General features: G+C 41.5%; 18 protein-coding genes. 9 read left to right on the forward strand and 9 right to left on the reverse strand.

Going from position 1 to position 22205, the window contains the following annotated elements; genetic code table 11:
• Positions 1-323: 323 nt before the first annotated feature.
• Both L5B71_RS00365 and L5B71_RS00370 read right to left on the reverse strand, forming a co-directional pair.
• Positions 324-692 carry a YkvA family protein gene (locus L5B71_RS00365; RefSeq protein ID WP_265756309.1) on the reverse strand — a complete coding sequence of 123 codons (369 nt, stop codon included), beginning with the start codon at positions 690-692 and terminating at the stop codon, positions 324-326.
• A gap of 123 nt (positions 693-815) precedes the next feature.
• Positions 816-1997, reverse strand: coding sequence for an FAD-dependent monooxygenase (locus L5B71_RS00370; protein ID WP_265756310.1), 1182 nt, complete (start codon positions 1995-1997; stop codon positions 816-818).
• Between the two features lie 196 nt (positions 1998-2193).
• On the opposite strand from L5B71_RS00370, the gene miaB reads away from it, so the two are divergent.
• The 5 genes from miaB to L5B71_RS00395 all read left to right on the forward strand — a co-directional run bounded on the left by miaB (position 2194) and on the right by L5B71_RS00395 (position 8360).
• Positions 2194-3618, forward strand: a complete 1425-nt coding sequence (gene miaB / locus L5B71_RS00375; protein ID WP_265754105.1) for a tRNA (N6-isopentenyl adenosine(37)-C2)-methylthiotransferase MiaB — start codon at positions 2194-2196, stop codon at positions 3616-3618.
• 146 nt (positions 3619-3764) lie between these two features.
• Complete coding sequence (locus tag L5B71_RS00380; RefSeq protein ID WP_265756313.1) at positions 3765-5702, forward strand: TonB-dependent receptor plug domain-containing protein; 1938 nt, start codon at positions 3765-3767, stop codon at positions 5700-5702.
• A gap of 90 nt (positions 5703-5792) precedes the next feature.
• Positions 5793-6596 carry a helical backbone metal receptor gene (locus L5B71_RS00385; protein ID WP_265756314.1) on the forward strand — a complete coding sequence of 268 codons (804 nt, stop codon included), beginning with the start codon at positions 5793-5795 and terminating at the stop codon, positions 6594-6596.
• The gene (locus L5B71_RS00390) at positions 6593-7564 is read left to right on the forward strand and encodes a FecCD family ABC transporter permease (protein ID WP_265756316.1); all 972 of its coding nucleotides are present in this window, start codon (positions 6593-6595) and stop codon (positions 7562-7564) included. Before L5B71_RS00385 ends, L5B71_RS00390 begins: the two co-directional genes overlap by 4 nt.
• Positions 7557-8360 carry an ABC transporter ATP-binding protein gene (locus L5B71_RS00395; protein ID WP_265756317.1) on the forward strand — a complete coding sequence of 268 codons (804 nt, stop codon included), beginning with the start codon at positions 7557-7559 and terminating at the stop codon, positions 8358-8360. The genes L5B71_RS00390 and L5B71_RS00395 overlap by 8 nt, the downstream gene beginning before the upstream one ends.
• Before the next feature lie 50 nt (positions 8361-8410).
• On the opposite strand, the gene metH is transcribed toward L5B71_RS00395, so the two are convergent.
• The 5 genes from metH to ribA form a co-directional block, all read right to left on the reverse strand.
• The gene (metH, locus tag L5B71_RS00400) at positions 8411-12100 is read right to left on the reverse strand and encodes a methionine synthase (protein WP_265756318.1); all 3690 of its coding nucleotides are present in this window, start codon (positions 12098-12100) and stop codon (positions 8411-8413) included.
• 102 nt (positions 12101-12202) lie between these two features.
• Positions 12203-13501 (reverse strand): tRNA lysidine(34) synthetase TilS, encoded by a 1299-nt coding sequence (tilS, locus tag L5B71_RS00405; RefSeq protein WP_265756319.1) that lies wholly within the window; start codon positions 13499-13501, stop codon positions 12203-12205.
• A 14-nt stretch (positions 13502-13515) separates the two neighbouring features.
• The gene (pdxY, locus tag L5B71_RS00410; protein ID WP_265756320.1) at positions 13516-14376 is read right to left on the reverse strand and encodes a pyridoxal kinase PdxY; all 861 of its coding nucleotides are present in this window, start codon (positions 14374-14376) and stop codon (positions 13516-13518) included.
• Between the two features lie 78 nt (positions 14377-14454).
• On the reverse strand, positions 14455-15408 hold the full coding sequence (accA, locus tag L5B71_RS00415) for an acetyl-CoA carboxylase carboxyl transferase subunit alpha (protein WP_265756321.1): 954 nt from the start codon (positions 15406-15408) through the stop codon (positions 14455-14457).
• A gap of 149 nt (positions 15409-15557) precedes the next feature.
• Positions 15558-16214 (reverse strand): GTP cyclohydrolase II, encoded by a 657-nt coding sequence (gene ribA / locus L5B71_RS00420; protein WP_265756323.1) that lies wholly within the window; start codon positions 16212-16214, stop codon positions 15558-15560.
• Positions 16215-16283: 69 nt separating this feature from the next.
• Between ribA and L5B71_RS00425 the strand changes: the two genes are divergently transcribed.
• Complete coding sequence (locus tag L5B71_RS00425; RefSeq protein ID WP_265756324.1) at positions 16284-17024, forward strand: phosphatase PAP2 family protein; 741 nt, start codon at positions 16284-16286, stop codon at positions 17022-17024.
• Positions 17025-17079: 55 nt separating this feature from the next.
• Positions 17080-17994 (forward strand): N-acetylglucosamine kinase, encoded by a 915-nt coding sequence (gene nagK / locus L5B71_RS00430; RefSeq protein ID WP_265756325.1) that lies wholly within the window; start codon positions 17080-17082, stop codon positions 17992-17994.
• A gap of 302 nt (positions 17995-18296) precedes the next feature.
• Here the strand turns inward: nagK and L5B71_RS00435 are convergent, their stop codons facing one another.
• Positions 18297-18641 (reverse strand): SirB2 family protein, encoded by a 345-nt coding sequence (locus L5B71_RS00435; protein WP_265757754.1) that lies wholly within the window; start codon positions 18639-18641, stop codon positions 18297-18299.
• 59 nt (positions 18642-18700) lie between these two features.
• Positions 18701-19723 carry a branched-chain amino acid aminotransferase gene (locus L5B71_RS00440; RefSeq protein ID WP_265756327.1) on the reverse strand — a complete coding sequence of 341 codons (1023 nt, stop codon included), beginning with the start codon at positions 19721-19723 and terminating at the stop codon, positions 18701-18703.
• 472 nt (positions 19724-20195) lie between these two features.
• On the opposite strand from L5B71_RS00440, the gene L5B71_RS00445 reads away from it, so the two are divergent.
• A complete protein-coding gene (locus tag L5B71_RS00445; RefSeq protein ID WP_265756329.1) occupies positions 20196-21086 on the forward strand; it encodes a transcriptional regulator GcvA in 891 nt (296 codons plus the stop codon).
• The gene (gene rlmM / locus L5B71_RS00450; protein WP_265756330.1) at positions 21079-22170 is read left to right on the forward strand and encodes a 23S rRNA (cytidine(2498)-2'-O)-methyltransferase RlmM; all 1092 of its coding nucleotides are present in this window, start codon (positions 21079-21081) and stop codon (positions 22168-22170) included. Before L5B71_RS00445 ends, rlmM begins: the two co-directional genes overlap by 8 nt.
• Positions 22171-22205 lie beyond the last annotated feature (35 nt).

Raw genomic sequence — 22205 nt, forward strand, 5'->3', positions numbered from 1 at the left:
TTAACGCATTCGTTATTCATAAACGAGCAAACCGATTAATGCGTTTATTGCTTGCTTTACTATGATGTATTATCTGTGACTATGCTAGGTCTCTTATTAGTTTGATAAGTGATACCTTGTATATGCTTTATATATCCTACTTCATTTTTAAAAGAGTGTTCTTTGGCTGCAAAGACAATACTTATCTCCCTGCCTAAATAACTCTGTACTAAATAATGAGATTAAGAGAGTAGAATTAGAGCAAAGGGATTGCCTATTTTGTAGGGGGAGACACTCGTAAAGTTATCAGCTAATAATGCTTGTTAAGAAAAGTCTTGCTTGGTTTAAGATTTAAACCAGGCGTTGACTTTATTTTTGGCTTGCTCACTATGTCTATCTTTAATATGGCGTGCAATAGTAGCTAAGGCAATAGCGATTACACTAACATCATCTGTATAACCAATCAGCGGAATAAAATCTGGAATCGTATCAATAGGGAAAACAAAGTAGCCTAACGCACTATATACAACACCTTTCGCCCAAGTAGGCGTTTCAGGATCCCTTGCAGAATAGTACATTTTAAGTGCATATTCAATCGCTTTCTTTCCAACTCTTTGTGTATTATTTTTTAATTTTTTCCAAAAGCGTGTATCAGAAAGATTTTCTTCATAGTCTTGGATATGCTTTTCCTTGTGCTCAGATTTCAAGGACATAATATAACTCCAGCATCAGTATGTTTAATAAACTAAATATAGAAATTTTATGGGAGTGTTTATTATATTGCAATATATTTTTATACGAGACCGCACATACAATATATTCCTTCTTTGATAGACTTAATAAAATGATATTCCTAATGCATATTTTAGTGCTTGCTTTTTCAGTAGGTTGCTTTTTTGTGCAAGGACTAATGCGGCATTACGAGCAATCTTAAGTGGCAATAATTGTGTTTTAAATCCTTTATAGAATAAATCCATTGCCGACTGCATCAGTAAATTATCTTTTTGACGTAAGGCTTGGTATTTTTTTAGCACGTCATCAGAAGCAAAATCTTGTTGATTTTGCACCGCACTTTCGATCACTTGCAATAGTGCTTTTACATCTTTAAAACCTAAGTTTACACCTTGCCCAGCCAATGGATTAATGGTGTGAGCAGCATCGCCCACCAGCACAATGCCTTGATGATAATATTGTTGAGCGTGGCGGCGAGTGAGCGCAAAACTGCCTGCTTGTTGCACCTTAACGCGGCCTAATCTTGCGGGAAAGGATTGCTCAATGGCGTGGGCTAATTTTTCTTTAGATAACTGTTTCAGTTGAGTGATTTTTTCTGGGCTGTCATACCACACGAGGCAAGCCTGTTGCCCTTCAAGGGGTAAAAAAGCTCTTGGGCCTGAGGGGAAAAATTGCTGCCAAGTGATGTCTTGCTGTGGCAATTCCGTGTCCACCAAAATTAATAAACAATCTTGGCGATATTGCCAGCCTGTTACGCCAATACCGGCTATTTGGCGCAGTTGCGAATTTGCCCCGTCTGCGGCAATCACTAAGGGGGCGGAATATTGTTCACCATTGGTTAAAAAAATCTGCCAATTTTCACCGCACTTTTCAGCACGTTCCACTTTCGTCTGCAAGCTACTTTGCACGTTTTCAAGCTGTGCAAAGGCTTGCCATAAGCCAAGTTGGATCACGTTGTTTTCCACCATATAACCTAGTTCGGAATGATCTAATTCTTCGCAATGAAAGTAAGTAGAAAAGCCATCAATTTCCCAAGTTTCTAAGGCGCGATAGGGGCAAATACGCATTTTTTCGATGTATTGCCAACTTTGTAATTGTTGCAGTAATTGTACAGAAGCAAGACTAATGGCGGAAATGCGTAAATCATAAGGGGAATTTTCCTGAAAGGTGGGTAATGGCGCGCTTTCAATCACTTGCACGTTTAGCCCTAATTGCCCTAAGCCTACGGCACAAGCTGCGCCAACCATTCCGCCGCCAACAATAATTACATCGCGTTGCGTATTCATTTTTGCCTCTTTTTTATCTGAAAAGTGCGGTGATTTTTTTGCCTATTTTTATACCGCACTTGCATTTTTCACTGCCTGCTAGTTTACCTTTTATGAGTAAAATTCAAAAGAAAAGATTATTTTAACTAGCCACCACCAGCACAAGTCGGTAAAATAGCCAGTTGATTTTTACAGGTTAAACGATTTAAAGCAAATTATGACGCAAAAATTACATATTAAAACGTGGGGCTGCCAGATGAATGAGTATGACAGCTCAAAAATGGCAGATTTATTAAATAGCACACACGGCTTGGAATTAACAGATATTCCAGAAGAAGCGGATGTGTTGTTGCTGAACACTTGCTCTATTCGTGAAAAAGCACAGGAAAAAGTGTTCCATCAATTAGGACGTTGGAAAGAATTAAAGAAAACCAACCCCGGTTTAGTGATCGGCGTGGGCGGTTGTGTAGCATCACAAGAAGGCGAGCATATTCGTAGCCGTGCGCCTTATGTGGATATTGTATTCGGCCCGCAAACCTTGCACCGCTTGCCTGAAATGATCAATCAGATCCGTGGTGGTAAAAGCTCTGTGGTGGACGTCAGTTTTCCTGAAATTGAGAAATTTGATCGCTTACCAGAACCGCGTGCGGAAGGCCCAACGGCGTTCGTATCAATTATGGAGGGCTGTAATAAATATTGTACTTTCTGCGTAGTGCCTTACACCCGTGGCGAAGAAGTGAGCCGTCCCCTTGATGACGTGCTATTTGAAATCGCACAGCTGGCGGAACAAGGCGTGCGTGAAGTGAATTTATTAGGGCAAAACGTGAATGCCTATCGCGGTCCAACGCACGATGGCGGTATTTGTTCTTTCGCTGAATTATTGCGTTTAGTGGCAGCGATTGATGGCATTGATCGCGTGCGTTTCACCACGAGCCACCCGATTGAATTTACTGACGATATTATTGATGTGTATGCGGACACGCCTGAATTAGTGAGTTTCTTACACCTGCCAGTGCAAAGTGGCTCCGATCGTATTTTGAATTTAATGAAACGTGGGCATACGGCGTTGGAATATAAATCCATTATTCGCAAATTACGCAAAGTGCGTCCTGATATTCAAATCAGCTCTGATTTTATCGTTGGTTTCCCGGGTGAAACGGATCAAGATTTTGAAGATACGATGAACCTGATCGCACAAGTGAATTTCGATATGAGCTTTAGCTTTATCTATTCTGCCCGTCCGGGAACGCCGGCAGCGGATATTCCTGATGATGTGAGTGAGGATGAGAAAAAACAGCGTCTCTATGTGCTACAACAACGCATTAACAACCAAGCGGCACAATTTAGTCGTGCAATGCTTGGCACAGAACAGCGCGTGTTGGTGGAAGGGCCGTCTAAGAAAGATTTAATGGAACTCACTGGGCGCACGGAAACCAACCGTATTGTAAACTTTGTGGGAACGCCAGATATGATCGGTAAATTTGTTGATATTAAAATCACCGATGTGTTCACCAACTCACTGCGTGGTGATGTGGTGCGCACCGAAGATCAAATGGGCTTACGCGTGGTACAATCCCCACAAGCGGTGATTAACCGCACGCGCAAAGAAGATGAACTGGGCGTGGGGCATTATCAAGGCTAATTTTGAAAAATGAGCAAGCTATCAAAGGGGGAGCGGTAAGTTCCTAGAATGAATTGCCTTCATAACCTTGATGGAATTATCCCATTTGAGAAAGGTAAGGCACTATGTCAAAATAGTGCCGTTTATTTATAATTTAAGGATTAATTATGCAAAAAAATATGATTACAACTGCGATTTTATTCTCATTTTCCACCGCACTTTATGCAGTAGAAAATACTCCGCAAAGCCAAGAACTTGAACCTATCTATGTGTATTCTGCTTACGCCACGCCAGTAAGCGGAGATCAAACCGCCTCATCAGTAACGGTTTTAACCGAAAAAGATTTTGCTGAACGCAACGCCACCTATGTTTCTGATGTATTAAAAACCGTGCCAAGCGTGGCATTGGGCGCATCTGGGGGACGTGGTACATTGACCAGCCTTTATTTGCGTGGCGCAGATCCAAATCACACTGCGGTAATTATTGACGGTGTAAAAGTCAATCCTGTTTCAGGCTATGGCTATGATTTCGGCGGATTAAGTCTAAGCAATATTGATCGCATTGAAGTGTTGCGTGGAGAACAATCGGCGTTATGGGGTAGTGATGCAATGGGTGGTGTGGTTTATATCAACACGAAAAGCGGGCTTTATAAGGACAAACCATTTAATGTGGATTTTGACTTAGGTACAGGTTCAAAAGGCACTTATGACGGCTCACTGACTCTTTCTGGTCAGCAAAACGGATTTTATTATAGCTTGCACGGCGATAGCCATCACACAAAAGGCATTTCAGCTTATAGCTCAAATCGTTTCCATTATGTAGCGGAAGATGGTAGTCGCGTGAGTACAGGGGGAGCAAAAGAGCGAGATAAATTCCACCGTGATGGTCTGTCATTACGCGTAGGCTATGATGATGGTGAAAAAGGTATCGATCTGTTAGCGAGCCATTCTAGTCAAACGGCACATTTTGATAATAGCTATGCTGCAGAAACCGTCTTTGATGATTATACCCGAACTCGTGAAACAACTTTTAAATTAAGCGGCTATGTTGGCTCGGAAAAAGAGTTGTTTAAACATAAAGCAAGCGTTAGCCATCAAAAAACCGACAGCGATACACTTGGTTCGTGGGCAAGTGGTTATGATGCCAAAAAGCTAAATGCAAACTATCAGTTAGACATTAATTTTGATCGTGAGGGTGAATTGGAGCAAGCATTTAGTTTGCTTACAGAGTATCAACGTTCTAGCTATGATTTTGGTTCTTATGCTAACAGTAAAAAGCAGCTAACGGAAAAAAGCGTGGCAGCGGAATATCGTTTGTTTAGTGAAAATGATTATAGCTTAAGCCTAAGCGGACGTTATATCGATAGTAATCATTATGACAACAGTTTCACTGGACGTATTGCGGGAACTTATCGTGTATTACAAAATCTGAAAGCGCACGCAAGTTTTGGTACAGCCATTCAAAATCCTACAATCACCGAGTTTTATGGTTACAACGGTGCATTTTTACCTAATCCAAACCTTAAACCTGAGAAAAGCAATGGTGGGGATATTGGTTTGCTTTTTGAAACCACAGATAAACGCCATAGCTTAGATGTAACTTATTTTGCGCGCAATGTGAAAAACTTTATTAGTACTGCCTATTTGCCTAATGGGGTTTCACAAGCGGTAAATATGAGTGGTTCGACTAAAATCAAAGGTGTTGAACTTGCTTATAACGGCAAAATCACCGATGATTTAAGCGCTTATGCCAATTATACTTACACCCAAACCAAAGATAGCAAAGGGCAAGCATTAGTTCGCCGTCCAAAACATATGGCGAATTTAGGTTTAGCTTATCAGATCACTGAAGCGGTAGGTGCGAATTTGAATGTAAACTATGTAGGCAAACGCGTTGATACTTACTTTGATGAAACGACTTACGCTTCTTCACGAGTAAAAATGCCTTCTTACACCTTGGTTAGCCTTGGCGCGAATTATCAAGTTACACCAAACTTAAATGTGTATGCGAACTTGAATAATCTGTTTGATAAAAAATACGAAAATATCGTAGGCTATGGCCAATATGGTCGCACCTTATATGTGGGCTTAAAAGGCAGCTTCTAACCCATAAGCAGATAGGCTTTTGTGAAAGTGCGGTGTAAAATTAACAAAATTTTCACCGCACTTTGTTGTTTTTTGGGACATCATTTTTTAATGCAAAAAATCCGCGTATTTTTCACCGCACTTTTCTTTTCCATTCCGCTTTGGGCGCAAGAGCAATTTGTTTCGCTCACCCTATGCAGTGATCGTTTGTTGGCGGAATTAGCTCGCCCTGAACAAATTGCTGCACAATCTATTTATTCCACCAATTCATTGATGATGTTGGATAAAATTAATCAAAATAAACCCGCACTTAACGCACGATTAACGGATTTATTGCCCTATTTGGATAAAACTATTCTGCTTAACGAAAAGTTTTATCCCCAGTTAGTGGCAGATCTGAAAAAACTCGGGGTAAAAATTTTGCCTATTAATGACAGCCCACAAACAGTGGAACAGCTTTTCGCCTTGATACTCGAATTAGGCAAGCGTTTTGGCAACGAAACCCACGCCCAGCAGTTAGTAGAAAAGCTAAAAAATAGCGATTTTCAGCTCCATCAAAGTAATACGCAAACCTTAATTCTTTCCGATACAGGCGTAGTTGAACCGATTTTTCCGCAATACCAAACCTTACTAAAATTGCTTGGCTTAACGCCCCTTCAAAGCACGATTACGGCGCAAAATTTTTCCCTAGAGAAACTCTTGCGTGCGCAGCCAAATTGGCTGATTTCCATTAGTGATAAACAAGGTTATAACGAACAGGCGGAAGTGCTGACACACCCTTTAATTGCCAATATGTTCTCTGCACAGCGAATGGCGACAATGCCGCTGAAATATGGTTATTGCTTTGATCAGGGTGTTTGGCAAGGCGCGGCGATGATTTATCGCCAACTGAATAAGAGAGAGCAAGCAGAATGAAACGATTAAACCTTTCCCTTTTTGCCTTATTACTTTTGTTGATTGCCTTTGCGATTTTTCATCAGCTGGGGGATTTTGCTTATTTACGCGATGCACAGGGGATCGCCACCGATATGCGATCTTTAGTGCTATGGGATATTCGCTTGCCACGACTTGGTTTAGCCATTTTAACGGGAGCAAGCCTTGCAGTGGCCGGCAATGCAATGCAAGGCTTATTTCAAAATCCCTTGGCGAGTCCGGGGTTACTGGGAGCGGCAAATGGCGCAACCACGGCGAGCGTGTTTTTGCTCTATTATTTTTCCTTACCTTTATCTTTTTTACTGTTTGGCGGTATTTTCGGCGCGTTGGGTAGTTTTTTGTTAGTCTATGTTATCGCCAAAAATAAAGGCACAACAATGATGATCTTAGCCGGCGTTGCGGTGAATATGTTGCTCGGCTCAGCCATCGCCTTATTGCTTTCCAATGCACAAAGCCCTTGGGCATTAGCAGAATTATACCGCTGGTTGCAGGGATCATTAATGTGGGCAAAAATTGAACCGCTCTTACTTTCTTTACCTATTGTAGTTGTGGGTGGAATCTGTTTATATTGCCAACGCCATTACCTTGATTTACTCACTTTTGGGGAAGAAACCGCCAGCACAATGGGTATTGACCCAAAACGTAGCTTTTTTATCACCACCCTTGGCGTGGCGCTGCTGGTAGGGGCCACCATTCCACAAACTGGCACAATCGGATTTATCGGCTTAATTGCCCCGCACTTTGCGCGCATCTGGCTGAAAAAACGCCCTTCACAACTTTATTTCACTAGCGGGTTAATTGGCGCGTTACTTTTGTTACTTGCCGATCTTGCTATTCAATATGTGCCATTTTTCTCGCATATTTATATTGGCACGCTCACCGCCATTATCGGCGCACCTTGCTTGATTTGGATTTTGCTTACTCAACAACGGAGATTAGCCCGTGATTAACTTGCATAATGTTAGCCTTGCTTATGGCATTAAAAATATCAGCGCCCAAATTCCCCAAGGTAAATTGGTGGGAATAATGGGTGGCAACGGGGCAGGGAAGTCCACTTTGCTCAAAGCTATTGCGGGCATTTTACCACTCGAAACAGGCTCAATTTTATTGAACGACAAACCGCTCACTGAAATGAGCTTGGCTGAAAAAAGCCAAATGTTGGCGTATTTTGCGCAAAGTACCAATATTTATTGGGATTTATCTGCTTATGATGTGATTGCGCTCGGCTTGCCTGAAATGATGCTTACACCTAAGGAAAAAGTGCGGTCAAAAAAAGACAGGTTTTTTGATCGTTTATTTCACCCGTCAAATAAACAAGGGCAGCAAGAAAAGATCCAGCAAGTAGCAAGCCAATTTTCTGTTCACCATCTATTAGAACAATCTTTTCAACAACTTTCAGGTGGCGAAAAAGCCCGTGTTCAGCTTGCCCGTTGCTGTATAAAAAACGCACCAATCTTATTGGCAGATGAACCTATCGCGCCCCTTGATCCTTATTATCAAATTGATATTTTAGAACAATTAAAATCACTCACCCCAAACACTACCTGCGTGGTTGCCATTCACCACCTTGATCTTGCCTACCGTTTCTGCGATGAAATCATCTTGCTCCACCAAGGCAACTTACTTGCCCACGGCAACACGCAAAACGTCCTAACCGCAGAAAATTTAGCCATTGCGTTTGGGGTTAAGGCGGAGATTGATGTGGAAAAAAGATGGATTGGTGAGATTGATAAATGTATGAAATAGAAAAAGTGCGGTGATTTTTCACCGCACTTTTTTAGTTTACTTATTTCAATTTACTTCATCGAAACTCCTAGCCATTTATACATTTCTTTTTCATTCCAGCCTTTGCGTTGGGCGTAGTCGAAGGCTTGATCTTCATCAATGCGACCTAGAGTGAAGTAGTTGCTGGCTGGGTGGGTGAAGTACCAACCGCAGACGCTGGCAGCGGGCCACATTGCGTAACTTTCGGTGAGTTTCATTCCAATGCGTTGTTCCACTTCAAGTAAATCCCAAATCAGTTGTTTTTCTGTATGTTCTGGGCAGCTTGGATAGCCCGGTGCAGGGCGGATACCCACATAATTTTCTGCGATCAGATTTTCGTTATTGAAGGTTTCATTGGAATAGCCCCAAACCTTAGTGCGCAGCTCAAAGTGTAAGTATTCTGCCATCGCTTCGGCCAAGCGGTCGCCTACAGCTTGTAATAAAATGGCATTATAATCATCGCCTGCAGCTTTGAAGCCTTCTACTAAATCGTGTTCTTCAATTCCTGCGCACACGGCGAACATACCAAACCAATCTTGTTGGCCACTTTCGCGATCGGCAATAAAATCACTTAGGGCAAAGTTATATGGGCTTTTACTATTTTTGCCACGCTCGCTTTGTTGGCGCAGATGATGAGCCACGCCTGCCACAGAAGTGCGGTCGGAATTTTGATAAATTTCAATATCATCACCCTTACGATAAGCTGGGAAAATGCCCATAATTCCACTTGGTTTGAGTTTGCCGTTTTGCTCAAATTCATCAAGCATTTGTTGTGCGTCATTATAGACTTTGCGTGCTTCTTCACCACCTTCGGGATAATCAAAGGCATCGGGGTAACCGCCCATTAAGCCCCATAAACGGAAAAATGGCGACCAGTCAATAAATTGGCGTAAGGTGGAAATTGGCACATTTTTGTATTCCACAATGCCAGTTTGTTTTGGCTGTGGTACTTGATAATCTGCCCATTCACCAGAAAACGCTGGGAAGGCGTTAGCACGCGCTTCTTCAATAGGGAGTTGTTGGCGTAACGGTTTGCGGTTAGCGAAGCTGTGCTGAATTTTTTCGTATTCTTTCTTGGTACGTTGCCAAAGTTCCGCTTTGCTTTCTGGATTCATTAATGCCGTACACACTGTTACTGCACGGGAGGCATTGGTCGTGTAGATTACTTCGTGTTTGTATTTTGGATAGAGTTTGATTGCGGTATGTTCTTTCGAGGTAGTAGCTCCGCCAATAAGCACAGGTAGGTTCAAGCCAAGGCGGTTCATTTCACCTAAGAAATATTCCATTTCATCTAACGATGGTGTGATCAAACCGCTTAAACCGATAATATCAGCTTTTTCATTGATCGCCGTTTCAATGATTTTATCTGCTGGTACCATCACGCCCAGATCGATTACTTCAAAGTTATTACATTGTAATACCACGCTTACAATATTTTTGCCGATGTCGTGCACATCCCCTTTCACTGTCGCAATCACTACTTTTCCGCTAGATACGCCTTTTTGTTTTGTGGCATTGATAAATGGTTCTAAATAAGCGACTGATTGCTTCATTACACGCGCAGATTTCACCACTTGCGGGAGGAACATTTTACCGTCCCCGAATAGATCACCGACTACGTCCATTCCTGCCATTAATGGGCCTTCGATCACTTCTAGCGGTGAGCTAAATTGCAGGCGTGCTTCTTCCGTATCTTCAATAATATGGCTAGTGATGCCTTTCACCAAGGCGTGTTTTAGACGCTCTTCTACCGGCCAAGTACGCCATTCTGCCACGGTATTATCGCTCGTTTCATTGGCAGAACCTTTGTATTTATCTGCAATATCAAGCAGGCGATCGGTGGCATCTGCACGGCGATTTAGTACCGCATCTTCGACAATTTCACGCAGTTCAGGATCAAGATCATCATAAATTGCGAGCTGTCCTGCATTGACGATCCCCATATCCATACCTTGTTTAATGGCGTGATAAAGGAAAACGGCGTGAATGGCTTCACGCATTGGATTGTTGCCACGGAACGAGAAGGAAACATTGGACACACCGCCAGAAATTTTAGCGTGGGGGAGTGAGCGTTTAATGCGTCCTGTGGCGTTAATGAAATCTACCCCATAGTTATTGTGTTCTTCAATCCCTGTGCCAATGGCGAAAATATTTGGGTCAAAAATAATGTCTTCTGGCGGAAAGCCTACTTCATCAACCAAAATATGGTAAGCACGGGTACAAATTTCCACCTTACGTTCTTCGGTATCAGCTTGTCCCACTTCATCAAATGCCATTACCACCGCGGCAGCACCGTAACGGCGGATAAGTTTGGCTTGTGCAACAAATTTTTCTTTGCCCTCTTTCAGTGAAATGGAATTTACAATCCCTTTGCCTTGAACGGATTGCAAGCCAGCTTCGATTACTTCCCATTTGGAAGAGTCGATCATCACAGGCACTTTAGCGGCATCAGGTTCAGTTGCCATAATGTTGAGAAATTGAACCATACATTTTTCGCTATCGAGCAGGGCTTCGTCCATATTCACATCAATTACCTGAGCACCATTTTCCACTTGGTCAATGGCAATCTCAATGGCTTCGGCATAGCGTTCTTCTTTAATTAATTTTTTAAATTTCGCTGAACCAGTAACATTATTACGTTCGCCTACGTTTACAAATAGGCTATTTTCATCAATATTTAACGGCTCTAAGCCTGATAAACGCATTGCTACAGGCAAATCTGGCAATGTTCTTGGCAGCAGATTTTTCACTACCTCAGAAATGGCACGGATATGCTCAGGTGTTGTGCCACAGCAGCCGCCCACAATGTTTAGCCAGCCGTTTTCTGCCCATTCTTTAATATAACTCGCCATTTCTTCAGCGTCTAAGTCATAACCGCCAAAGGCATTTGGCAAGCCTGCATTTGGATGAACGGAAACGAAGGTTTCGCAGATTTTTGACATCACTTCTACATATTGACGTAATTCTTTTGGCCCAAGAGCGCAGTTTAAGCCAAAGCTTAATGGCTTAACGTGACGCAACGAGTTATAAAACGCTTCCGTGGTTTGCCCTGAAAGGGTGCGCCCTGAAGCATCTGTAATCGTGCCTGAAATCATAATTGGCAATGTGATGTCAAGTTCTTCAAACACTTGATCAATGGCAAAGGCTGCTGCTTTCGCATTCAGGGTATCGAAAATAGTTTCGATCATAATCAAATCCGCACCACCTTCAATGAGTCCTTTGGTCGCTTCTGCATAGGCATCAACCAACTGCATAAAGGTGATATTGCGGTAAGCTGGATCGTTCACATTCGGCGAAATAGACGCGGTGCGGTTAGTCGGCCCAAGCACGCCAGCCACAAAGCGAGGTTTTTCTGGCGTGCTATATTTATCTGCCGCTAAACGTGCCAATTTAGCGCCAGCAAAATTTAGCTCGTAAGCAATACTTTCAAGGGCATAATCCGCTTGCGCAATGGTGGTGGCAGAAAAGGTGTTGGTTTCGATAATATCTGCACCTGCGGCAAGATATTTTTCGTGAATAGCTTGAATCACTAGCGGTTGGGTAAGTGTGAGTAAATCATTATTGCCGCGTAGATCGATTGTGCTGTCTTTAAAGCGCTCACCGCGGAAATCGTCTTCGGTGAGTTTATATTGCTGGATCATCGTCCCCATCGCACCATCTAAAATAAGAATGCGATCTTTAAGGGCTTGTCGGATAAGAAAAAAAGAAGGATGTTGTTTCATTTTTTAAGGCTTAGGTTTTAATAAATAAAGGGCATAATAGGAATAAGGTCGAGTTATGTCAAACCTTATCTTTATGGGAGAAAAAGTGCGGTGCAAATTGTGCTAATTTGATCGGCTTATAGACACAAAATTTTGAAAAAATCCCACCGCACTTTGGAAGTGTTCGCCATAAAAAATCAGCGGAGTGCGAGTACGTTGCCAAACTGGCACATTGTGCGTTTGCCACAGTTTTTTGATGTCTTGATGAACACCTTGTGCATTGCGCACTTTGCCCGAATAAGCAAAACGGATTGAGATCTGAGCATTGGTTAATGGCAACTGATAGCTTTTTCCTTGCCATTGAATTTGAATGGCAGATTGGCTTTGTGTGAAGCTGATTTCGCCGAGATTATCAGGTAATTCAACCAGTTGATTTAAGTAAACGGGAATTTTTACCGCACGCAGATCGGCAAAGATTTCCGTTAAATATAACCGTTGTTGATAGCGGCGCAGGATTTTATCACCCAGTTGAAATTGCGGATTGCGATCCGTTTCGGCAAAAATCACGTCTTGAATCAATTGTTCTAACTGCTTGGTGGACGGCATTGGTTGTTGCAAGGTTTCCAGCCATAAGCGGAGTAGGGCTTTTTGTTTCAAATCAGACCATTGCGAGAAATCGGTTAAATCAAAAGTGCGGTGTGTTTTATCCGCATATTTTTCCAGCTCGGGTTGTAATAATTCGGCTAAAAGCTGTTGTTGTTGTGCGCAGTGGGTGGCACTGCGTTGCACCGCTTGATCGAAGTGCCTCCAGCGTTCACGCAGTTTTGGTAAGATTTCATTGCGTAAGAAATTGCGTTCGTACTGATTATCTTGATTGCTTTCATCTTCAATCCACGACAGCTGATTTTTCGTGGCATATTGCCAAAGTTGTTGGCGTGAAAAGCCGAGTAGGGGGCGAAAAACGTTGATATTAAACACCGCACTTTGTGTTTTCATTGCAGATAAACCACTGACACCGCTACCACGTTTTAAGGCGAGAAAAAAGGTTTCGGTTTGATCTTGTTGATGATGTGCGGTGAGCAAAATCTCTTGTGCTAAAATATGGCGAGCGATAGCTTGATAGCGCGCTTGACGTGCGGCGGCTTCAATGCCCATTCCTTGTGCTAGCTGCACTTTTTCAATGATCAACGGAATGGAAAATTGTTGGCAAAGCTGTTGGCAGTGGTACGCCCAATCATCAGCATTTGGGCTTAAGCCATGATGAATATGGATTGCGCGAAGCTGGAAGTGCGGTTGTTTTTCGCGTAATTTTGCTAAAAGCACAAGCAACACGGTAGAGTCCAGCCCACCGCTTAAGGCAATCAGAAAATGCGAGTGGGGCTGGCGTTGTAATTGCTGTTGAAATTGCTCAATTAGCGTCATAGCAAGGGGCAATATTAGGCGATTTTCACCGCTTTAAATTGGCTCACAGGGCAAACAATCTGTTCACGTGCAGCCACAATTTGCAGTTCATAATTATCCTGTTGTTGCGTTACGGTCATTACATCATTAACGGCATTGGCGGTATGCTCAAAGGCTTCTAGATCGCTTTTGCCATTGAGCAAATTCGCCATAAATAGCCCCGCCGTTAAATCGCCCACGCCCACAGGTTCTTTGTTAAACTGGTGAAGTGGGCGGCTAATATGCCAAATGCCCTCTTGGTTGGCGAGCAACATTTCAAATTGGCTTGGATCTTGCCCTACTTTGCTCAGGTGTTTCACCAGTACTTTTTTCGGCCCTTTGGATAAAATCACTTTCACTGCTTCAATAGCTTGAGCAAAGTTTTCTACTGGTAAACCGCTCAGTTCACGCAACTCCACTAAATTAGGGGTGATAATATCGGCTTTCGCCATGGCAAGGTTGATGAGATTTTCTTTCACGCCATCAGCCACAATACAGCCTTTGTCAGGATGTCCCATTACCGGATCGCACAAATAAACAGCGTTAGGATTGCGAGATTTTACTTTTTGTATCGCATTAATGATTTCTTCCACTTGCTCCGCCGCGCCGATATAACCTGAAATCACCGCATCACATTTATGCAATTGCCCAATATTATCAATGCCTTGCACGATCTCACCAATTTGTTCTTGCGGTATTACCATTCCCGTCCATTGACCATATTGGGTATGATTGGAAAATTGCACGGTATTCAACGCCCACACATCAATGCCGAGCAGCTGCATTGGAAAGGTGGCAGATTTATTGCCCGCATAACCGTAAACAACGTGAGATTGAATGGAAAGAAGGTGTTTCATTTTTTTCATCCTTTATAGTGCTATTTAAAAATGATTAAAAGTAAAAGTGCGGTTAAAAAACCGCACATTTTTTATGTTTTAGCAATAACCGTAACTCATTAGGCGTTGGTAACGGCGTTCTAACAAGGTATCTGGATCAAGAATTTCTAAATCTACTAAATCTGCCAGTAAACGCTGTTTAAGATTTTGTGCCATTTGCTCATAATTGCGATGTGCACCGCCCAATGGCTCAGGGATAATGTTATCGATGAGTTGCAATTTTTGCAGACGATCTGCCGTTAAACCCATCACTTCTGCGGCGGTAGAGGCTTTATCGGCGCTTTTCCATAAAATAGATGCACAACCTTCAGGTGAAATTACTGAGTAGGTGCTATACTGCAACATATTCACTTTATCGCCTACACCAATAGCTAACGCACCGCCTGAACCGCCTTCACCAATCACCGTACAAATAATCGGCACTTTTAGCATAGACATTTCACGCAAATTACGAGCAATGGCTTCCGATTGTCCGCGTTCTTCCGCTCCTACACCGGGGTATGCCCCTGGGGTATCAATAAAGGTGATGATTGGCAATTTAAAACGTTCTGCCATTTCCATTAAACGTAAAGCTTTACGATAGCCTTCAGGTGCAGGCATACCAAAATTACGTTTCACTTTATCTTTTACACTACGTCCTTTCTGGTGACCTATCACCATAACAGGTTTATCGTCTAAACGGGCTAAACCGCCAACAATCGCTTTATCATCGGCGAAGGCGCGATCACCTGCTAATTCTTCAAATTCAGTGAAAATATGCTCAATATAATCTAAAGTATAAGGACGATTTGGGTGGCGAGCCATACGAGAAACTTGCCACGCATCTAAGTTGGCAAAGGTTTTTTTTGTTAATTCTTCGCTTTTTTTCTGTAAGCGAGCAATTTCATCATCAAGATTGATTTCATCATCTTGCCCCGCCACTGCACGCAAGGATTCAATTTTTGCTTCAAGTTCAGCAATCGGGAGTTCAAAATCTAAATATTCTTGGCTCATTTGTTATTCCTAGTTTTTTTCGGCAAAATTAGTAGGCACTTTAGCAATATTTTACTTAGGGTGCAAATATGCCGAATATTTTATGCGTTTTTTACAAAAAAAGTAGTATTTTTTGTAGTTATCTGGTTAGACGATAGGAGCTTATTTTTTTATTCCTTACTCGGCACTTCTTCCTGACAATGTGGGCAGGTCATTAGGTGTTTTTGGTTGTTATGCACGATGAAATGCCCCATTTTTTTTGCTTTGGTGTCTAAATATTCGGTGTTGTAGCGGTTTTCGCCCACGTTTAATGGAACACGTTCCACCACGTTGATCCCAGCTTTTTTCATTGTGTCGATTTTGTTTGGGTTGTTGGTGAGCAGGCGAACTTGTTTTACACCGAGTAGATCAAAAATATCCGCACAAACTTCAAAATTACGCTCATCTGCTGCAAAGCCTAAGGCAAGATTGGCTTCAATGGTATCCATTCCTTGATCTTGTAATGAATAAGCACGGATCTTGTTAATTAAGCCAATACCGCGGCCTTCTTCGCGGTGATAAATGAGTACACCACGCCCTTCTTCGCTAATTTGACGCAGCGCAGTGGCAAGTTGGAAACCGCAATCGCATTTCAGACTGTGTAGCGCATCACCGGTTAAACATTCTGAGTGAATACGTGCTAAAACGGGCTCATCTTGATTACTAATATCGCCCATCACTAAGGCAACGTGTTCTTTTTTGGTGTCAGGAAACTCAAAGCCTACAATGCGGAATAAACCAAATTCGGTCGGTAAATTTGCTTCTGTAACCCGTTGAATTTTTGTCATCGCTAAATCCTTCATTCTTTTTTTATCTAATAGTGTTAAAATACACCTTTTATTTATTGAGTGATTAAAATGTTAAAACGTCTTTCATTATATACCTTATTGCTTTGTCTTGTGCCTTTTTTTGCGTGGCTAACTAACTGGCAGTGGCAAGGGGACGAAGATTACACAACTTTTGATACTTTTTTTTATTTTTTAACCGAAACAGGTAGCTTGCCTTACGCCATTATCACTTGTGGTGTGCTTGCTTTGGCGTATTTTTTCTGTATTAAAGATAAAAAACAAGCCTTTGCGGTGATTGGGATAATGGCGCTTTCTGTGAGCGTGACCCAAGGGGTGAAATCGGCACTCAAAACAGTGTTTGCTGAACCTCGTCCTTTTATTGTGCAGTTGGCGGAAAAATCAAGCGTTAGCCCTGAGTATTTTTACCATCAACCTCGCAATGAACGCGAAAAAATCGTGTTGGATTATTATGCAGATAAACAAGTTGATGCGCATTTGGTGCATCACCGTAGCAAAGAAACAGGCTATTCTTTCCCATCTGGACATAGCATTTTTGCCGCCACTTGGTTAATGCTTGCGGTAGGATTTGGGCAGTTGCTTGGACGTAACAATAAAGGAATGAAATATCTCACCGCAGGCATTGCAGTTTGGGCGGTGCTAATGTTAGTCAGCCGTTTGCGTTTAGGAATGCATTACCCGATTGATTTATTGGTTTCCGTGTCGCTGGCGTGGGTATTTCATTGCGGATTATTCGATTGGATCAAAAACAAACCAATTTTCAACCGCACTTTGCAAGATAGATTGCAATAACAGATTCCAGTGATAAAGTGCGGTCAGATTTTCAATTATTTTTTTGAGGTGAACAATGTTATACGGATTTGATATTGGCGGCACAAAAATTGAACTTGCCGTATTCAATGAAAAATTGGAAAAACACTATTCAGAACGGGTGGATACACCAAAAGAGAGCTACGAGCAATGGCTTGATACCATTGTCAATTTGGTGAAAAAAGCCGATGAAAAATTTAGCGAGAAAGGCACGGTTGGGCTGGGTTTACCGGGGTTTGTTAACCACGAAACAGGCTTGGCGGAAATCACTAATATTCGTGTGGCAGATAATAAACCCATTTTACAAGATTTAAGTCAGCGTTTAGATCGTGAAGTGCGAGCAGAAAATGACGCAAATTGTTTTGCGTTATCTGAAGCTTGGGCAGAAGAAAATCAGCAATATCCAAGCGTGTTAGGCTTAATCCTTGGTACAGGTTTTGGCGGTGGTTTAGTGATTGACGGCAAAATCTACTCAGGACAAATCGGTATGGCGGGCGAGCTTGGGCATATGCAGCTTAATTACCACGCCTTAAAATTACTCGGCTGGGATAACGCACCGATTTACCCTTGCGGCTGCGGTAATCAAGCCTGTTTAGACACCTATCTTTCAGGCCGTGGCTTTGAAATGCTGTACCGCGATCTCAAAGGGGAAAATCTATCTGCCAAAGAAATTATCCAGCGTTTTTACGCTAAAGATCAACGTGCGGTGGAATTTGTGGAAATGTTTGTGGAGCTCGCTGCCATTTCTATCGGCAACATTATCACCGCTCTTGATCCACATTTGATCGTACTCGGTGGCGGTTTATCCAACTTTGATTATCTCTACGAAGCGCTGCCAAAAGCGCTGCCTAAACACTTAATGCGTAGCGCTAAAGTGCCTGTCATCAAAAAAGCTAAATACGGCGATTCTGGTGGGGTACGTGGAGCTGCAGCGTTGTTTCTTTCGCGTTAGTTTTTAGGCTAGAAAGGCTATTCAGGGCAAGATAAGCAGAGGCATTTGTTCAATAGCAAATCTATCAACATTATCATTTTTATTATTTTTTTAGTTATTTTGTGGCTCAGTTAGATAACTGAGCGCTTACTTATTTACCAACTAAGCTTTCATCTAAAGCTATTTGATTGTGAAATGCAAGAACGCTCTTTGGGTAAACGTAAATTAATGTTATGGTGAAACAGTTAGATTTATAGTATCTAGATCTATCAACTACAATAGTTAGGTTTAAGGGGCTAGGTATTTAGGCCCCTAATTTTTAATTAATGATTGTATCCGATAAAAATAGCACCACAAAAGGCGAGCAGTGCGAGCAAGAATGGGATAGGGCGAGCTTGTGTTGATTTGAAAAAAGTGGTTGCTAGAATGATGTAACCAATCAATAAAACAACCTTAGCTACAATCCACCATGGGAAGCCAATTTCAAAGCTTATCAGAACAGCTATTCCACTTGCTAATAATAAGGTATCGGATAAGTGCGGTAGAATTTTTAGTAATTTTATTTCACGCCAATTACGCTGGTTAAACTGCATCAAGGCACGGATAATAAATAAACTTAAACTAAAAAATGCACAAAAAATATGAAGATAAATGAAATATAAGATCATCATTGTTAGCTTTCCGAGAGAAGGCTACTACTATTATGGCGCAGTAGCCTATGACAAGATTATTCTACTTTTACAATCCAACCTTCAGGTGCTTTAACATCACCAAATTGAATGCCTGTTAATTCATCATATAGTTTTCTAGTGATCTCGCCAACTTCAGTTTCTGAATAGAAAATATGAAAATCATCACCATATTGGATACCACCAATTGGTGTGATAACAGCGGCTGTTCCACAAGCTCCCGCCTCTTTAAATTGGTCAAGTTGATCAATATAAACATCCCCTTCAATCGCCTCTAAGCCAAGGCGTTCTTTTGCCAAATAAAGTAATGAATATTTGGTTATACTCGGTAAAATGGAAGGCGAGAGTGGTGTCACAAACTTATTGTCTTTTGTGATACCAAAGAAGTTTGCCGCGCCCACTTCTTCAATTTTAGTATGAGTTGCGGGGTCAAGATAAATACAATCGCTGAAATTACGCTGTTTCGCGAGTTTTCCTGGATAAAGGCTAGCTGCATAGTTACCACCAACTTTTGCTGCACCAGTGCCATGTGGGGCTGCGCGGTCATATTCAGACACAATAAAGTTAGTTGGTTTTAGACCACCTTTAAAATAAGCACCAACGGGGCAACAGAAAATAGAGAAAATATATTCCTGTGCAGGGGTTACGCCAACATTATCACCAACACCAATCATAAATGGACGCAAGTAAAGCGTTGCACCTGTACCATAAGGAGCAAGCCATTCTTGGTTAGCTTTGACGACTTGCTTGCAAGCATCGATGAACATTTCTGTAGGAATTTCAGGCATCAATAGACGCTGACAGCTTTTTTGTAATCGTTCAGCATTTTTATCGGGGCGAAATAGATTGATAGAACCATCTTTGCAGCGATAGGCCTTTAAACCTTCAAAGCATTGTTGACCATAATGCAATGCAGTAGAACCTTCACTAATATGTAGAACATTATCTTGGGTTAATTCACCTTTTGACCACTCTCCATTCTTCCAATAAGCGATATAGCGGTAATCGGTTTTGATATAACCAAAACCAAGATTTTGCCAGTCAAGATCTTTGATTGTCATTTTGTTTCCTTAAATGATATTGTTACAACTAATGAGATTAATTTACACCATTCTTAAAAACTTGCAATCAGAAAAGTACGCTAATTTTTTTATTTATTTATTTTTTTAGCAATAGGATATTGCTGAATTTAATAAATCTATTTCGAGTAATTAGCTAATTATGCTAGGATCACGGCATAAAAAAACACCGCTCTAAGGGAGCGGTGCTTAACCAAAATGGTTCAATAAATATACAGGAAGTGAAATGAGTAACTAGGTTACTCTGTTCGGTTTCCCGAACCATGCAAACACAACATCATACTTAAGTCGAAACTCTTAACTAATAAGGAATTAGCAATCATTAAGTATGTGCCAAATTGTAGAGACATATATTTTACTGGACAAAGGATATTTTTTTATCCTTAGCATAAAAAAAACTAATGAGAGAGTTGGGCATGTTGATGACCGACAATTTTATCTTTGAGAATAAATTATGAACAAACGTTTGCCTCCCTTAAATTCCCTGAAAGCTTTTGAATGTGCAGCACGTCATTTAAGTTTCACAAAAGCAGCAGATGAACTCTTTGTCACTCAAGCTGCGGTAAGTCATCAAATAAAATTATTAGAAGATTTTTTGGGCATTATTTTATTTAAACGCAAGCACAGAGCCTTAGTTTTAACGGATTTAGGGCAAATTTATTTCCAAGAAGTTACTGGAATTTTACGCCGTTTGTCAGAAGTCACACAAAAATTAATGACACAGAAAAATGAAAAACATATTGCCATCAGCGTACCACAAACCTTTGGTATTCAATGGCTTGTGCCGCGTTTAAGCGGATTTAATGCGCTTTATCCTGATATTGAAGTACGCTTGACAGGGGTAGATCAAGATGAAGGTTTGTTAAATCGTGAAATTGATATTGCCATTTACTATGGACGCGGCGCGTGGGAAAATCTACAAGTGGAAAAATTAGCAGAAGAAAATTTGCTCTTGCTCGCCTCGCCAAAACTCTTGGCTAAACAGCCAGTACATTCAGCTGAAGATCTTAAAAAACATACGCTTATCCATATTCATACTCGTGACAACTGGCAGAATATGGCAAATTATTTACAATTAAAAGAGCTGGATATTCAACACGGATCTATATTCAGCCATACTTTTATGGCATTACAAGCCGCTGTACACGGACAAGGCATTGTGTTGGCTAATCGTGTACTGGCTCAGCAAGAAATTGACAGTGGCACATTGCAAGTGGTGTTGCCTATTCAGCTAAAAGATCCAAAATCTTTTTATGTGGTAAATCAACTAGATAAAGCCAATGATGAACAAATTTTGGCGTTCCGCCAATGGATAATTAAAGAAATAAGAAACAATAATGAATAAACTTGCCTTATATTGCCGTATTGGTTTTGAAAAAGAATTAGCCGCGGAAATCACCGATAAAGCCAGCGAGCGTGGCGTGTTTGGTTTTGCCCGTGTTGAACCGAATTCAGGCTATGTGATTTTTGAATGTTATCAAGCAGGTGAAGCCGATCGCCTTGCGCAAGAATTGCCTTTCGACCAACTGATTTTTGCTCGCCAAATGATTGTGGTGTCAGAGTTATTACAAGATCTTTCCCCTGAAGATCGCATTAGTCCTATTTTATTGCAATATCGCCAAAGCGGATTGGCGAAAAAACTCAAAAATAGCACAGAATTATTTGTCGAAACCGCCGATACCAACGAAGCAAAAGCACTTTCAGGGTTTTGTCGAAAATTTACTGTACCGTTGCGTAATGCCTTGAAAAAAGAAGGCTTTTTACAGGGTAAAGATAACCACAAAAGTGCGGTAACTTTACACGTTTTTTTCTTGCAATCCACCGCGTGCTATGTTGGGTATTCCTACAACCACAATCATTCCCCTTATTTTATGGGCATTCAACGGCTTAAATTTCCCGCAGATGCACCAAGCCGTTCTACCCTGAAATTAGAAGAAGCCATCTTAACCTTTATTCCGAAACAAAAAGAAAGCCAATATCTGAATGAAAATCAATATTCGGTCGATCTTGGTGCTTGTCCTGGTGGTTGGACGTATCAACTAGTCAAACGTGGTTTATTTGTTTACGCAGTGGATCACGGCAAAATGGCGGCCAGCCTGCACGAAACAGGGCGGATCGAACATTGTGCGGAAGACGGTTTTAAATTTCAGCCGCCGAAACGCCGCCGCATTGATTGGTTAGTTTGTGATATGGTGGAACAACCTAGCCGTATTGCACAACTCATCATAAAATGGTTACTCAATGGCTGGTGTCAAGCCAGCATTTTCAACTTAAAATTGCCGATGAAAAAGCGTTATGTGGAAGTCAAAGAATGTTTAGCAATGATTGAGCAAGCCTTGGATAAACAAGGGCTTAAATTCAAACTTAAAGCAAAACATTTGTATCACGATAGGGAAGAGATCACCGTTTATCTCTATTTACTGCCTTAATTCAAGTGCGGTGAAAAATTTATAAATTTTCAAAT

Origin of the sequence: Avibacterium sp. 21-586, from assembly GCF_026226775.1 — a bacterium.
Taxonomy (GTDB): domain Bacteria; phylum Pseudomonadota; class Gammaproteobacteria; order Enterobacterales; family Pasteurellaceae; genus Avibacterium.

Bases quoted from the DNA above. Each gene is read 5' to 3' on its own strand.
- rlmM (WP_265756330.1), top strand. From the start codon at position 21,079: ATGAATAAACTTGCCTTATATTGCCGTATTGGTTTTGAAAAAGAATTA.
- miaB (WP_265754105.1), top strand. From the start codon at position 2,194: ATGACGCAAAAATTACATATTAAAACGTGGGGCTGCCAGATGAATGAG.
- pdxY (WP_265756320.1), bottom strand. From the start codon at position 14,376: ATGAAACACCTTCTTTCCATTCAATCTCACGTTGTTTACGGTTATGCG.
- L5B71_RS00370 (WP_265756310.1), bottom strand. From the start codon at position 1,997: ATGAATACGCAACGCGATGTAATTATTGTTGGCGGCGGAATGGTTGGC.
- nagK (WP_265756325.1), top strand. From the start codon at position 17,080: ATGTTATACGGATTTGATATTGGCGGCACAAAAATTGAACTTGCCGTA.
- L5B71_RS00365 (WP_265756309.1), bottom strand. From the start codon at position 692: ATGTCCTTGAAATCTGAGCACAAGGAAAAGCATATCCAAGACTATGAA.
- L5B71_RS00445 (WP_265756329.1), top strand. From the start codon at position 20,196: ATGAACAAACGTTTGCCTCCCTTAAATTCCCTGAAAGCTTTTGAATGT.
- metH (WP_265756318.1), bottom strand. From the start codon at position 12,100: ATGAAACAACATCCTTCTTTTTTTCTTATCCGACAAGCCCTTAAAGAT.
- tilS (WP_265756319.1), bottom strand. From the start codon at position 13,501: ATGACGCTAATTGAGCAATTTCAACAGCAATTACAACGCCAGCCCCAC.
- L5B71_RS00390 (WP_265756316.1), top strand. From the start codon at position 6,593: ATGAAACGATTAAACCTTTCCCTTTTTGCCTTATTACTTTTGTTGATT.
- accA (WP_265756321.1), bottom strand. From the start codon at position 15,408: ATGAGCCAAGAATATTTAGATTTTGAACTCCCGATTGCTGAACTTGAA.
- L5B71_RS00425 (WP_265756324.1), top strand. From the start codon at position 16,284: ATGTTAAAACGTCTTTCATTATATACCTTATTGCTTTGTCTTGTGCCT.
- L5B71_RS00385 (WP_265756314.1), top strand. From the start codon at position 5,793: ATGCAAAAAATCCGCGTATTTTTCACCGCACTTTTCTTTTCCATTCCG.
- L5B71_RS00435 (WP_265757754.1), bottom strand. From the start codon at position 18,641: ATGATCTTATATTTCATTTATCTTCATATTTTTTGTGCATTTTTTAGT.
- L5B71_RS00440 (WP_265756327.1), bottom strand. From the start codon at position 19,723: ATGACAATCAAAGATCTTGACTGGCAAAATCTTGGTTTTGGTTATATC.
- ribA (WP_265756323.1), bottom strand. From the start codon at position 16,214: ATGACAAAAATTCAACGGGTTACAGAAGCAAATTTACCGACCGAATTT.
- L5B71_RS00380 (WP_265756313.1), top strand. From the start codon at position 3,765: ATGCAAAAAAATATGATTACAACTGCGATTTTATTCTCATTTTCCACC.